At 70.1% G+C, this 12645-nt stretch carries 12 protein-coding genes; 7 read left to right on the plus strand and 5 right to left on the minus strand.

The features are described 5' to 3' along the window. Positions 1 to 38: 38 nt before the first annotated feature. Positions 39 to 1475: an aldehyde dehydrogenase family protein gene (locus L942_RS18680; RefSeq protein ID WP_037362047.1), complete on the minus strand. Its 1437-nt coding sequence runs from the start codon at positions 1473 to 1475 to the stop codon at positions 39 to 41. A 141-nt stretch (positions 1476 to 1616) separates the two neighbouring features. Here L942_RS18680 and L942_RS18685 point away from each other — a divergent pair, with 141 nt between their 5' ends. Beyond that, positions 1617 to 3056, plus strand: a complete 1440-nt coding sequence (locus L942_RS18685) for a GMC family oxidoreductase (protein WP_037362049.1) — start codon at positions 1617 to 1619, stop codon at positions 3054 to 3056. 536 nt (positions 3057 to 3592) lie between these two features. Here the strand turns inward: L942_RS18685 and L942_RS18690 are convergent. The 3 genes from L942_RS18690 to L942_RS18700 are packed head-to-tail and all read right to left on the minus strand — an operon-like array spanning position 3593 to position 7876. Then, positions 3593 to 5203, minus strand: a complete 1611-nt coding sequence (locus L942_RS18690) for an amidohydrolase (protein ID WP_037362051.1) — start codon at positions 5201 to 5203, stop codon at positions 3593 to 3595. A gap of 3 nt (positions 5204 to 5206) precedes the next feature. Further along, complete coding sequence (locus L942_RS18695; RefSeq protein ID WP_037362053.1) at positions 5207 to 5995, minus strand: molybdenum cofactor biosynthesis F family protein; 789 nt, start codon at positions 5993 to 5995, stop codon at positions 5207 to 5209. A 9-nt stretch (positions 5996 to 6004) separates the two neighbouring features. Then, on the minus strand, positions 6005 to 7876 hold the full coding sequence (locus L942_RS18700) for a primary-amine oxidase (RefSeq protein WP_037362055.1): 1872 nt from the start codon (positions 7874 to 7876) through the stop codon (positions 6005 to 6007). 142 nt (positions 7877 to 8018) lie between these two features. Here L942_RS18700 and L942_RS18705 point away from each other — a divergent pair, with 142 nt between their 5' ends. The 4 genes from L942_RS18705 to L942_RS18720 are packed head-to-tail and all read left to right on the plus strand — an operon-like array spanning position 8019 to position 10492. Further along, positions 8019 to 8735 (plus strand): SDR family NAD(P)-dependent oxidoreductase, encoded by a 717-nt coding sequence (locus tag L942_RS18705; RefSeq protein WP_037362057.1) that lies wholly within the window; start codon positions 8019 to 8021, stop codon positions 8733 to 8735. Between the two features lie 15 nt (positions 8736 to 8750). Then, positions 8751 to 9548, plus strand: coding sequence for an SDR family NAD(P)-dependent oxidoreductase (locus tag L942_RS18710; protein WP_037362203.1), 798 nt, complete (start codon positions 8751 to 8753; stop codon positions 9546 to 9548). A 15-nt stretch (positions 9549 to 9563) separates the two neighbouring features. After that, the gene (locus L942_RS18715; protein ID WP_037362058.1) at positions 9564 to 10037 is read left to right on the plus strand and encodes a hypothetical protein; all 474 of its coding nucleotides are present in this window, start codon (positions 9564 to 9566) and stop codon (positions 10035 to 10037) included. Next, the gene (locus tag L942_RS18720; RefSeq protein WP_158684490.1) at positions 10034 to 10492 is read left to right on the plus strand and encodes a hypothetical protein; all 459 of its coding nucleotides are present in this window, start codon (positions 10034 to 10036) and stop codon (positions 10490 to 10492) included. The genes L942_RS18715 and L942_RS18720 overlap by 4 nt, the downstream gene beginning before the upstream one ends. A gap of 248 nt (positions 10493 to 10740) precedes the next feature. On the opposite strand, the gene L942_RS18725 is transcribed toward L942_RS18720, so the two are convergent. Next, positions 10741 to 11418 (minus strand): TetR/AcrR family transcriptional regulator, encoded by a 678-nt coding sequence (locus tag L942_RS18725; RefSeq protein WP_051166078.1) that lies wholly within the window; start codon positions 11416 to 11418, stop codon positions 10741 to 10743. A gap of 79 nt (positions 11419 to 11497) precedes the next feature. Here L942_RS18725 and L942_RS18730 point away from each other — a divergent pair, with 79 nt between their 5' ends. Further along, complete coding sequence (locus L942_RS18730) at positions 11498 to 12253, plus strand: SDR family oxidoreductase (RefSeq protein WP_037362064.1); 756 nt, start codon at positions 11498 to 11500, stop codon at positions 12251 to 12253. A 28-nt stretch (positions 12254 to 12281) separates the two neighbouring features. Then, positions 12282 to 12611: a nuclear transport factor 2 family protein gene (locus L942_RS18735; protein ID WP_037362066.1), complete on the plus strand. Its 330-nt coding sequence runs from the start codon at positions 12282 to 12284 to the stop codon at positions 12609 to 12611. Positions 12612 to 12645 lie beyond the last annotated feature (34 nt).

Consider the following 12645-nt stretch of genomic DNA (forward strand, 5'->3'; position numbering starts at 1 on the left):
CCGGCAGTCCGCAATGGACTGCCGGGCCCCGGGAGCGTTCAGTAGCCGTAGTGCAGCCAAACCGCCTTCGTTTCGGTGTAGGCGTCCAGCGCCCACGGACCCATCTCGCGGCCCCAGCCCGACGCCTTGTACCCGCCCCACGGAGCGGCCATGTCCGGGATCGGCGGCATGTTCACGAACACCGCGCCCGCCCGGATTCCGTCCGCATAGCGTTGCGCGGTGCGGATGTCGCGAGTCCACACGGTCGCGGCGAGCCCGTACTGGGTGTCGTTCGCGCGCGCGACCAGCTCGTCCGGGTCGTCGTACGGCGTCACCGCGAGCACCGGGCCGAAGATTTCCTCGCGCATGATCGTCATGGTGTCGGTGACGCCCGCGAACAGCGTCGGCTGGTAGAAGTAGCCGTCGCGGTCGACTTCCGAGCCGCCGGTGACCAGGTCCGCGCCCTCGGAACGGCCGGCGGCCACGAGGTTCGCCACGTGCTTGCGGTGTTTGTCCGACACGAGCGGGCCGACCTGGGTCGTCTCGTCCAGACCGGGGCCTACCCGCAGTCCGTCGAGCCCGGCGGCCATTTTCTCCACGAACTCCTGCTCGCGTTTGCGGTCGACGTAGAACCGCGTGTACGCCGCGCAGACCTGCCCGGTGTTCAGCGTCGCGCCCGCGAGGTTGCCCGCGACGGCGGCGTCCAGATCGGCGTCCGCGGCGATGATGCTCGGGGCCTTGCCGCCGAGTTCGAGCGTCAGCCGCTTGAGGTTGGACTCCGCGCTCGCCGCGGTGATCAGCTTCCCGACCGCGGTGGAGCCGGTGTAGGAGACGTGGTCGACGTCGTGGTGCGAGCTGAGCATCGCGCCCACCGGGCCGTCGCCGGTCACCAGGTTGACCACGCCAGCTGGGATACCGGCCTGCTCGGTCAGCTGAACCAGCCGGATGCTGGTGAGCGGGGTGACTTCGCTCGGCTTGATCACCACGGTGTTGCCGGTGGCGAGCGCGGGCGCGAGCTTCCACACGAGGATCATCAGCGGGAAGTTCCACGGCGTGATCAGCGCGTTCACCCCGACCGGCTCGCGGCGCGTGTAATGCAGGGTGTCCGGGAACGAAACCGGGTTCGTGGTGCCCTGGATTTTCGTGACCCAGCCGGCGAAATACCGCAGGTGCTCGGCCGCGCCGGTGACGCTGACCTGGCGGGAGATGCCGATCGGCTGGCCCTGGTCGCGGGTTTCGAGAGCGGCGAGTTCCTCGTGGTGCTCCTCGACGAGATCCGCGAGGCGGAACAGCAGTTTCGCCCGCTGCGCGGGGGCGAGCCCGGCCCACTCCGGCGAGGTCAGCGCGCGGCGCGCGGCGGCGACCGCGGCGTCGACGTCGGCCTGTGTCGCCGTCCCGACGTCTTCGAGAACCGTGCCGGTGGCCGGATCGCGCGTCGGGATGGGCTCCCCACCGGCCTCGGTCCACTGACCGTCGATGAACAGGCGTGTCGGCATGGCGCTCCCTCGTCGCAAGCTTCTGGTCGCATCCGAGTATCGGCGCGCGGGGTGCGGGCGGTCTTGTCCGCGAGGGCACGCCCGTTGTCGGCGAGTGAAGACAATCCCGGGCCTGGCCGGGGAAGCGGTCAGGATCAGGGCATGGACGTGATCGTGGTAGGTGCGGGTTCGGCGGGCTCGGTGGTGTGCCGGCGGCTGGTCGACGCGGGGGCGAAGGTGACGCTGCTGGAAGCGGGCGGGCCGGACACGAACGCGGCGATCCACGACCCGTCGCGCGCGGCGGAACTGTGGCACGCCGCGGAGGACTGGGACTACTACACGGTGCCGCAGCCGCACGCCGGGAACCGCAGGCTGCACCTGCCGCGCGGCAAGGTGCTCGGCGGCTCGCACGCGCTGAACGCGATGATCTGGGTCCGCGGCGCGGCGGCGGACTACGACGGCTGGGGTCTGCCCGGCTGGACCTGGGACGACGTGCGGCCGGTCTACGAACGGATCGAACGCGACCTGCTCGACCTGGAACAGCACGATCCGCTGCAGCCGATCCAGCAGTCCATTGTGGATGCCGCACAGGAGATCGGGTTGCCGTTCAACGACAATTACCACAGCGGCACCCTCGACGGCATCTCCGTGCAGCAGGTCACCATGACCGGCGGGCGGCGACGCAACACCTGGCTCTGCTACGCACAGCCGGTCGCCGACCAGATGACCGTGCACACTGGCGCGCTGGTGCACCGCGTGCTCTTCGACGGCGACCGCTGCATCGGCGTGCTGGCGGAAATCGACGGCGACGTGCAGCCGTTGTTCGCCGACCAGGTCGTGCTCGCGGCCGGTGCGCTGGCGTCCCCGGCGATCCTGCTGCGCAGCGGAATCGGCCCGGCCGCCGACGTCGCCGCGCTGGGCGTGGAGGTCGTCGCGGACCTGCCGGGCGTCGGCGAGAACCTGCACGACCACTTGCTGTCGCCGGTCATCTTCGCCACCGACCGGCGCGAGGTCGCGCCGCCGCAGACTGGGCTTTCGGTGACGCAGACGCACCTGTTCTGGCGCAGCCGCCCGGGCCTGGCGGTGCCGGACACTCAGCCGATTCACTTCAGCGTGCCGATGTACGAGCCGTGGATGACCGGGCCGCCGACCGGGTTTTCGCTGATGGCGGGCATGATCACGCCGCGGAGCCGGGGAACGCTGCGGTTGCGCAGCACAGACCCGGCCGCGATGCCGCTGATCGACCTGGCCGCGCTCGCCCACCCGGCGGACTTCGAGAGCCTGGTGGCGTCGGTGGAGCAATGCCGGTTGATCGGCCGCGCTTCGGCGTTGGCCGAGGAGTGGGGTGCGCGAGAGCTGTACCCGGGACCGGCGGACGTGCGAGAGTACGTGCGGCGCACCGCGATCACGTACCACCACCAGGTCGGCACCTGCCGGATGGGAACGGACGAGCTGGCGGTGACGGACCCGACGCTCGCGGTGCGCGGGGTGTCCGGCCTGCGGGTCGCGGACGCCTCGGTGCTGCCGCGGGTGATCAGCGGGAACACGAACGCGCCCGCGGTGCTGATGGGGGAGCGGGTGGCGGAGTTCCTGCTCGCGTAGGGGAGTCGTGGCGATCGCGGTTTTCACTGCGATCGCCACGCATGCAAGCCTCGGCGGTGGACGGTCGCAGCGGACAGCGGTTCTGGACGGGCTTCGTCGGCGGGCCGATTGGCCGCTGTGCTGCTGCGGCGCGGCCGCGCTGTCGCGGATTCGTGGTCCTTGCCCATGCCCGGCTGCTTGAACCCAGGCTGCGCGAACTCGGGTGGCGCGAACTCGGGTGGCGCGAACCTGGGTGGCGCGAACTCGGGTGGCGCGAACCTGGGTGGCGCGAACTCGGGTGGCGCAAACCCGGCCGCGCGAACCTGGGTGGCGCGAACTCGGGTGGCGCGAACCCCCGCCGCGCGAACCCCCGCCGCGCAAACCCCCGCCCTCCTCTGGGGGACGGCCCTTGCCCAGTCTATCCGCCCCCACCGACATCCCCGGTCCCGTCAGCCGGGTTGTCCACAGCACGCGCGAGTTGGGGAAAAGTCTCGCACGCGCCGCAGGGGTCGTGGGTGGCGATGCCGGTGAGAGCCGGCACGCGCCACCCACGACTTTCAATCCCGCGCGAAAACCCGCTTGCCGCCGAACCACGTCTCCCGCACCGTGATCCCCGCCAGTTCGTTCGCCGGGGTCTGGAACGGGTCCTGGTCCAGCACCACGAAATCCGCCGACTTCCCCGGTGTCAGGGAACCCGTCACGTCGTCCAGTCCGCACGCTCGCGCCGAGTTCAGCGTGAACACCTGGATCGCCTCGGCCAGCGTGATCGCCTGTTCCGGCCACAGGCTCCCAGGGTGCTTGCCGTGCGGGTCCTGCCGGGTGATCAAGCCCTCGATGCCCTCCCAGGCGTTCGGGGATTCGCTCACCGGCCAGTCCGAACCTCCGGCGACGAGTGCGCCGGTGTCCAGCAGCGTCCGGTTCGGCTGCATGCGCGACGCGCGTTCGGCCGGAATCACCTGCGCGATGGCGTCCGGGATCACTCCGGGCACCCACAGGAACGGCGAGATGTCCGCCGACACGTTCAGCGTCGCGAACCGCTCCAGGTCGTCCGGGTGGATGAACTGTCCGTGCGCCACCTGGATTTTCGTCGTGGAGTCGCCACGGGCGCGCAGGGCGGCCGCGGCGTCCAAAGTGGCTCGGACGGCCGCGTCGCCCGCGCAGTGGATCTTCGCCGAAAGACCGGCCGAGACCGCGACGTCCAGCCATCCCGCGAGTTCCTCCGGCGGCATCGTGGTGTCGCCGCAGAAGCACTCGTGATTCAGGTACGGCTCCAAGAACGCCGCGGTGTGCGCGGGCGGGGTGCCGTCGAGGAAGATCTTCACGAAGTCCGGCCGGTGGTGCTCGCTGCGGTACGCCGCGGCGCGGTCGAGCAGCGGTCGGCCGATCGGGTCCGCGCCGAAGATCGGGTCGTTAACCAGCATCGACGACACGACCCACGCGGTCAGTTCGCCAGCGTCGTCCAGCGTCTTCAGCGCGGCGAGGATGTCCAAAGTGGCCCCGGCGTCCTGGAACGCCGTGATGCCGTACGAGTGCAGGATTTCGATCGCTCGCCGCGAAGCTTCGGCGTGCTGTTCGGCGGTGAGCGTGCGCGTGTCCCGCATCGCCCGTTCCACCGCGAGTCCCGCGGTCTCGATCAGCAACCCGGTCGGCGCGCCGCTGGCCGGGTCGCGGTGGATCGTCCCGCCCGCCGGGTCCGGAGTGGACTCGGTGATCCCGGCCAGCTCCAGTGCCCGGCTGCTCGCCCACCGGTTGTGCCTGCTGTCCTCGATCAGCACCACCGGACGGCCGCCCGCCGCCTCGTCCAGCGCGCGCCGGACGGAGTCGTGGCCGAGTTCCGGGGCCAAAGTGGACGGCCAGGCTCCGCCGACGACCCATTCGTCCGGGCCGAGCCCAGCGGACCATTCTTTGACCGCGGCGAGGATTTCCTCGAGACTCGAGCCGCTTTTCAGGCGCAGCTCGAAAAGTTCACGTCCAGCCAGGGCGTGGTGGCTGTGCACGTCCACGAAACCCGGCAGCACGAACGCGCCGCCGAGATCGACGACCTCGGTGTCCGGACCGGCTTCGGCGGTGGTGATCCGCCCGTTTTCCACCGCGAGCGAGGTCGCCCACGGCCGGTCTTCGTCCACTGTGTACACAATGGCATTGGTGAGGAGCAGTTCAGCCGCCACGGGTCAGTGTCCAGCGGGGTCGTAGTCCGGCGAATAGACGGTGTTGCTGAGCAAGCGTCCATACGCGCCGAAGGTGAAGTGCGTCGGCGTCTTGCCGTCCTCGGCGAGTCCGAACAGCGAGCCGTGCGACCGCAGTTCCCGCACGTTCCGGTGGTCGGCCACGGTCACCGACGCGCACGGGATGACCTTCTCGCGCCAGGCGAACACGTAGATGCCAGGCCGGATCTGGTAGACCGAGTTCTCGTCGGTGTCGGCGAGGCCGCGCTCCGGCCCGGACAGGCACTGCCAGGTGTACCAGTGCGGAGTGAGGTAAACGTGCTCGTACGCGTGCTCTTCGCTGTAGACCCACTGCACGCGACGGCCGATCAACGCCGTGTTGGGCGCGATTTCCTCGCCGTGCGCCTCGCGGCCCTGGATCGTTCCTGGCCGGAACCGTTGCGTCACCCGGGGAAGTCCGTCTCCGATGGTGCTGGTGATGACCAGCGCGCGGCCTTGCCGCACGTCCAGCAACAGGCTGTACGAGGTCTCCGCGCCCGGGTGGAACTGCACGTAGAACAGTCCGGCGTCCACCAGGAACGTCTCGGAAGCGGCCTCGCCGGCGGTGCCGTCTTCTTTCCAGGACGCGCGGCCGCCGGAGAAGCTGATCGAGAACGTGCCGCCGTCGGCACAGTCCACAGTGAACGATTGGTTGTCGAGATCGTCCACAGTGGCCGCTTTGTTCGCGTCGAAGCCGGGAGCGAGACCGTCGAGCGGGAGCCAGGTGGAGGTGTCGGACAGATTGGTCGCGGGCATGGGCCTTCCTCAGTGTTCGCAGTGGCCGTGAGCGGCCGAGGGCAGGTCGAGTGCTGGGTTCCGGTCGCAGAACCCGTAGGGGCGCACCATGAATCCGGAGTAGTCGACCGGCATGACCGGCCAGTCCTCCGGACGCGGGATGTGCGTCGGGCCGAAGACGTGCCACAGCACGATGTCGGTGTGGCGGACGGAGCGGTCGGCCGCCGTCCACGCGGGCAGGCCGGCCCCGCCCGGGTGCGCGTTCGGGCGGTCGCCCGCCGGGAAGCGTTCGCCGGGCGCGTACGGCGTGACCCACAGGTGGTTCGTGGCGAACGTCGCGCGCTGGTAGACCGACGATTCCGGTTGCGCCATCAGGGTCGCGGACGGCCGCGGCACGAGCTGGTAGGCGGTTGGCGCGCCCAGCCGGTTGGTGTGCTCGGTGCTGCGGACCTCCCACACCCGCGCGGTCGCCGGGTTCGCGTGCCGCTTCGCTTCCTGCTCGGTGCGCAGTTCGGTGGCCTTCCAGGTGAAGGCGTTGCCATACGGGTTTTCTTCCCCGATCGGAATGCCGACCGCGTCCACTTCGTACACCGAATTGCGCTGGCCGTCGACGGCGAAGTCGAGCCGGGCGCAGAACAGGTGCTGGTGCACCGGCGCGAACAGGCCGGGCGCGATCTCGGACGCGTGCGGATGCGCGGACCCGGGCTCGCCCGCGCCGGAGAAGACGATGCCGGTCGCCTTGGCTTCGCATTCGATGGTGCCGTCGAGGTAGAGATACCAGAAGAAACCGTAGTCGTAGTTGCCGATGGTGGAGATCGACGAGATCACCAGCCGGCGCGAACGGCGGACCTCGGCCTTGCCGTCGAGATCGGTGTGCTTCCAGAGGATCCCGTAGTCCTCCTCGTGCATGCAGATCGCGTTGGGCACGCGCACCGGCCGGCCGTGGTCGTCGGCGACGAAGGCGTCGAAGTAGTGGATCACGCCGAGGCAGTCGCAGCCCAGGCGCAGGCTGTTGCCGTTCTTGCCGAGCAGGTATTCGCCCGCGTCGAAGTAGCTGATCCAGAACCGGCCGATTGACGTGTCCCCGTAGGGCACGACCATCTCCGGCACCGACGCGCGATACAGCACCGAGCGGTCCTGGAAAGCCAGCTGGTGCAGGGTCAGGCCTTCGCGTGCGTTGAACCCGACGCGCAGCTGCCAGCCCTCCCACGTCACCAGCGAGCCGTCTACCTGGAAGCTCGGGCCTTCCGGCTGGGTGATCTCGATCGGCTTGAGCGTGGTGCGCGCGGGGTGGTGGCCGTAGCGGCCGGAATCCTCCGGGACCGGGGTGTCGCCCTCGTCCTCGACGCGCAGGACGCGTTGCTCGGTGAGGTTGAGGTGCGCGACCAGGCCCTCGACCGGATGCGCCCAGGGGCTGTCGGTGCTGTCCTCGCGCAGGAAGGTGAGCGAACGGATGACCCGGCCGGTCTCGTCCTCGCGGCCGAAGTAGCCGGGGGCGAGCGGGGCGCAGAAGGCGTGCTCGATGCGGTCGCCGAGGCCGCGCCGGCGCATGGCCGCCTGCCACTCCGGGGAGGCCTTCGTAATGGCCTCGGCCAGGTCGTACTCCTCGAAGAGATACGGCGGCTGGCCCTCGCCGCACTTCTCGTGGCTGACCAGCTCGCCCGCGGTCACCGAGACGACCGCGTCGGCCGATTCGCCGGTCGCGGTGTCGAGCAGGGTGAACTGGATGCGGCGGTCGGTCGCGGTGCCGGCCAGTACGGCGGCCTTGTCCGGCTCTACCGGAAGGACCTGCGGAAACCGGGTCGTCTCGGTGATCAGCCCCTGTGCCTCCAGCACGGCCCGGCCGGCGGCGAGCTCGTCGGCGGTCAGCGGGTCAAGGGGGTGCGGGTGTGCGTTGCTCATGGTGTCCCTTCGCGCTCCTCGCCGCAGTGTTCGCGGTCGCCCGGGGGCAGCGGTAGCCACACTCCGGGGGTCGTGCGGTCGCTGACAACAAGGATGCACTCGTTGCCAAACCGCGGCGGCGCGGTTGCTGCAGGATTGCCGAATGCGACTCGACCTCGCCGGAAAGGCCGTGCTGATCACCGGCGCCGCGTCCGGGATCGGACTGGCCTGCGCGCGGGCGTTCCTGGAGGAGGGCGCGCGGGTCGGCGTGGTCGACCGGGTCCGTCCGCCGTCGCTGGCCGGGGACGTCGTCGCGGCGCGAGCGGACATCACCGACGAAGGGCAGGTCGCCGCGGCCGTGCGGCTCGTGGCGGAATCCTTCGGCGGGCTTGACGCGGTAGTCGGCTGCGCCGGGATATCCGGGCCGGTCGGCCGGCCGCTCGCGGAGACCAGCGCGGAGGACTTCACCGCGGTCCTGTCGGTGAACGTGCTGGGGCAGTTCCTCGTGGCGAAGCACGCCCGGCCGTGGCTGGGAGACGGGAGTTCGATCGTCTTCCTCGCGAGCGATTCGGCCTTCGTCTGCGCGCCCGGGATGGTGCCCTACTGCGCGTCGAAGGGCGCGGTGGTGTCGTTGACGCGGGCGCTGTCGGTCGAATTCGACGGCGTCCGGGTGAACTGCGTGTGCCCGTCGGTCGTCGATACGCCGATGGCGCGCGGGGATTTGGGAGACCTGCTGGACGAACCGGGCTTTCCGGTGCAGGCGGCCGAAGACGTCGCCCAGCAGGTGCTGTATCTGGCTTCCGCGCGGGCGCGGACGGTGAACGGCCAGGCCTTGCTCGCCGACTTCGGCTATTCGGCTCGGTCTGGATTTCCGGCTTGAAAGGGAGAAATGACGATGGCAGACACGCGGGTCGTGGCGATTACCGGCGGAGGGACGGGCATCGGGGCCGCGGTCGCCCGGCGGTACGCCAGCGAAGGCGCCCAGGTCGTGGTGTTGGGGCGGCGGCGGGAGCCGCTGGAGAAGGTCGCGGCGGAGACCGGCGCGCACGTGATCGCCGGCGACGCCAGCGTGCGGGAGGACGCCGAGGCGGCGATCTCCGAGATCCTCGGGAAATTCGGGCGGCTGGACGTGATCGTCGCCAACGCCGGGGGGCACGGGCTGTCTTCGGTGGTGGACACCGGGGACGAGGAATGGGAGATCGCGCTCCGGTCCAATTTGTCCAGTGCGTTCGTGTTCTGCCGGGCCGCGTTGCCTTCGCTGGTGGAGAGCGGCGGGCAGGTCGTCATCGTTTCTTCGCTGGCCGGGTTGTTCGCCGGGCCCAATGTCGCGGGCTACACGGTGGCCAAGCACGCGTTGATCGGCTTGACCCGGTCCATCGCGCGGGATTACGGGCCGCGCGGGGTCCGGGCCAACGCGGTGTGCCCGGGATGGGTGCGCACGCCGATGGCGGACGGGGAGATGGAGCAGTTCGCCGAGGCGGCCGGGTTCGACGGAGGGCACGACGAGGGGTACCGGCGGGTGACCGCCGAGGTGCCGTTGCGCCGTCCGGCCGAGCCGGAGGAAATCGCTTCTATCGTGCGGTTCCTCGGGTCTTCCGAGTCTTCGTACATCACCGGCGCCGTGCTGGTCGCGGACGGCGGGGCGCACGCGGTCGACTTGCCCACCTTGGCCTTTGAGCGGGCCGGAATGTAGGCCGATAATGGCCGGATGACGTTCGAGGGGGACTGGGCGGCGAAGACCGCGACGGTCAATCAGCGGTTCGCGGACCAGGCCGTCGCGATCGCCCGGGAAGTCGAAGTCCTGCTCGGCCGCGAGGCGATGAGCTATCCGCGGCACCCGGTCGCGCGCGTCCGCGAGGCGCTCGCCGACCGGGTGCTCGCGCTTTTCGCCGCGGCGCGCGACGCCAGCACGACCTTCTATCACGTCGAACGGGTGCCGGTCGCGATCGTGTCCGACTCCTACGGCGACGACTGGGTCGACAAGGTGGCCGACGCCGCCGGCACGCTGGCCGCCGCGATGGCCCGGGCCGCCACCGTGCTCACCGGAGTGGTGGACACGCAGTTCAAGGACGCCGACGTGCAGCAGTGGGCCACCGGAGTGCTGGACGACGTGCGCGACGCCGCCGCCGAAGTCCTCCGCGCGGCGGCGGGCCGCCTCCCCGCCGCCGGTCAGCCGACGTGACGACGCAAGCCGTCGTCCGAGCGCGATTGCTGAGCCACTTCACCGAAACCCTCCGGGCGCTTCCGTCCGGATCGGCCCTGGTGCTGCGGCATCCGGACCTGCCCAACGCGGTGTTCCACAGCGGGCTCACCTTGGCTGACGACTACGGCCGCGACGAAACCCGGCGCTTCTTCGACATCGCTTACTGGGTGCTCGGGGCCACCGCCGAGACGTCCGGCCAGTACCTCGACCTGACGATGCGCTCGTGGCGCGCCCGGGGATGGGCGACGGAGTTCCGCGCGAATCCGCCCTCGGCCGGTTATGCGCGCACTTCCGACGGGTACGGGTTCGCGATCCGGTGCAGTATCAACGGATACGTCAGCATGGCGGGCACGACGCCGGTCTTCGCCGCGGACTCGCCCGAGGGAGACCCGTTTCCCTGCCGGATCGATCGTCCGGTGGTCGCGGCAGGGTGATTCCGCGAGGGTGCGGTGCCGGGCGATAGGGGTTCCGCAGTGGGTGGCCGCGCGGTTGCCGCGTCAGCTTGATTCCGCGAGGGTGCGGAGCCGATTGGTGGGCAGTGGAGGTTCCGCAGGGCGGGGAATTCGGTTTCGCGGTCGCGTGCGTGGCCGTCGCGGTGAGGATTTGGCGTGGTGCGATGCCGGTGCTCGCGGTGCGGCGGCGCGTGGCCTGCCTGGTCCGGCGAGATCGTCCGGTGGCCGCGTCAGGCTGATTCCCCCAGAGCCCTGAGCCATTTCGTCAGCAGCTGCGTCTCCGCGACACCCAGGATCTCCGGGTTCGCCGCCGCGTACTCCAAGACCCGGTGGATCTCCGCGTGCCGGTTGTCCGTCGCCGCGGTGCCGGTGATCGCGGCGATCGCGCCTTCGCGCACCGCCACCGACAGGGCGCGATCCTCCTTCGCGAGGATAATCTGCCGCAGCGTGACGCCGATGTTGGCGACCAGGATGTGCGCCGCCGCCTGGTCCGGCGGGACGGTCAGGCGGCCCTGGTCGGCGGCGGCTTGCGTCAGGGCGCGCAGCATCGCGCTGGGGCGTTCCTGCGCCTCGGGCGCGTGTCCGGGGCGGACCTGGCCGTACATCAGCGTGTAGAAGCCGGGGTTCGCGATCCCGAACGCGACGTGGGCGTCCCAGCCGTCGCGCAGGTCCTGGATCGGGTCGCCGGACGGCTCGCGCGCGCCTTTTTCCGCCAGGTACAGGTCGAAGCCGCGCTCGACGACCGCGTCCAGCAGGCCCTGTTTGCTGCCGAAGAAGTGGTACAGCGTCGGCATTTTCACCCCGGCCTGTGCGCAGATCGCGCGCAGCGAGATGTCCTCGCCCGGGGTCGCGGCGACCTGCTCGGCGGCGGCGTCCAGGAGCCGGGTCCGGGTATCCGCGTTCGCCATCTGTGTCACACCGCTATAGTAACCGCTGTTGCAGTGATACAGTGGTGCATATCAGCGATAAAGAGATGGAGGGATCCGCATGACCGACCACACCCTCAAGGGCAAGAACGTCCTCGTCGCCGCCGGCGCGAAGAACCTGGGCGGGCTCATCAGCAGGCAGGCCGCCGAGGCCGGCGCGAACGTGGCGATCCACTACAACTCCGAGCAGACCCGCCCGCAGGCGGAGGAGACGCTCGCCGCGGTCGAGGCGGCGGGCGGCAAGGGGGCCGTCCTCACCGGCGACCTGACCGTTCCGGCGAACGTGGAAAAGCTGTTCGCGGACGCCGAGGCCGCGCTCGGCAAGATCGACGTCGCCGTCAACACGGTGGGCAAGGTGCTGCGCAAGCCGATCGTCGAGACGACCGAGGACGAATACGACTCGATGTTCGACATCAACTCCAAGGCCGCGTACTTCTTCATCAAGGAAGCGGGCAAGAACGTCGCCGACGGCGGCAAGATCGTCACGATCGTGACCAGCCTGCTCGCCGCGTTCACCGACGGGTACTCGACCTACGCGGGCGGCAAGAGCCCGGTCGAGCACTTCACCCGCGCCGCGGCCAAGGAATTCGCCCCGCGCGGGATCTCGGTCACCGCGGTCGCGCCCGGTCCGATGGACACGCCGTTCTTCTACGGCCAGGAGACCCCGGAACGGGTGGAATTCCACAAGTCGCAGGCCATGGGTGGGCAGCTGACGAAGATCGAGGACATCGCCCCGATCGTGTCGTTCCTGGCGACGTCCGGCTGGTGGATCACCGGGCAGACCATCTTCGCCAACGGCGGCTACACCACTCGCTGATTTTCACCGCGACAGCAAGGGAAGCGCAATGTCCGAAGTGGAGATTCCGGAACCGGTGGCGTCGTTCGTCGACGCGGTGAACCGGCACGACGACGCCGCGTTCCTGGACGCGTTCACCGAAACCGGCGTCGTCGACGACTGGGGACGGTCGTTCGCCGGGCGCGCCGCGATCAAGGGCTGGAGCGACGTCGAGTTCATCGGCTCGCGCGGCGTCCTCACCCCGGAGGAGGTCACGGTCTCCGGCGACGAGGTCACCGTGGTCGGGGACTGGCGAAGCAACCACGCCAACGGCCGGTCGAAGTTCGTCTTCGCCGTCGACGGCGACCGGATCGCCAAAATGACCATCCGGGAAGGCTGACCGGCCGGGGCGCGGGCGTCCCACCGCGGAACGC

Source organism: Amycolatopsis orientalis DSM 43388 (assembly GCF_000411975.1).
In the GTDB taxonomy this organism is placed as follows: Bacteria; Actinomycetota; Actinomycetes; order Mycobacteriales; family Pseudonocardiaceae; genus Amycolatopsis; species Amycolatopsis orientalis_D.

What these genes read in the sequence shown, in the direction of transcription:
- L942_RS18680 (WP_037362047.1), bottom strand. Translation starts at nt 1,475, where the DNA reads ATGCCGACACGCCTGTTCATCGACGGTCAGTGGACCGAGGCCGGTGGG.
- L942_RS18685 (WP_037362049.1), top strand. Translation starts at nt 1,617, where the DNA reads ATGGACGTGATCGTGGTAGGTGCGGGTTCGGCGGGCTCGGTGGTGTGC.
- L942_RS18695 (WP_037362053.1), bottom strand. Translation starts at nt 5,995, where the DNA reads ATGCCCGCGACCAATCTGTCCGACACCTCCACCTGGCTCCCGCTCGAC.
- L942_RS18700 (WP_037362055.1), bottom strand. Translation starts at nt 7,876, where the DNA reads ATGAGCAACGCACACCCGCACCCCCTTGACCCGCTGACCGCCGACGAG.
- L942_RS18705 (WP_037362057.1), top strand. Translation starts at nt 8,019, where the DNA reads ATGCGACTCGACCTCGCCGGAAAGGCCGTGCTGATCACCGGCGCCGCG.
- L942_RS18710 (WP_037362203.1), top strand. Translation starts at nt 8,751, where the DNA reads ATGGCAGACACGCGGGTCGTGGCGATTACCGGCGGAGGGACGGGCATC.
- L942_RS18715 (WP_037362058.1), top strand. Translation starts at nt 9,564, where the DNA reads ATGACGTTCGAGGGGGACTGGGCGGCGAAGACCGCGACGGTCAATCAG.
- L942_RS18725 (WP_051166078.1), bottom strand. Translation starts at nt 11,418, where the DNA reads ATGGCGAACGCGGATACCCGGACCCGGCTCCTGGACGCCGCCGCCGAG.
- L942_RS18730 (WP_037362064.1), top strand. Translation starts at nt 11,498, where the DNA reads ATGACCGACCACACCCTCAAGGGCAAGAACGTCCTCGTCGCCGCCGGC.
- L942_RS18735 (WP_037362066.1), top strand. Translation starts at nt 12,282, where the DNA reads ATGTCCGAAGTGGAGATTCCGGAACCGGTGGCGTCGTTCGTCGACGCG.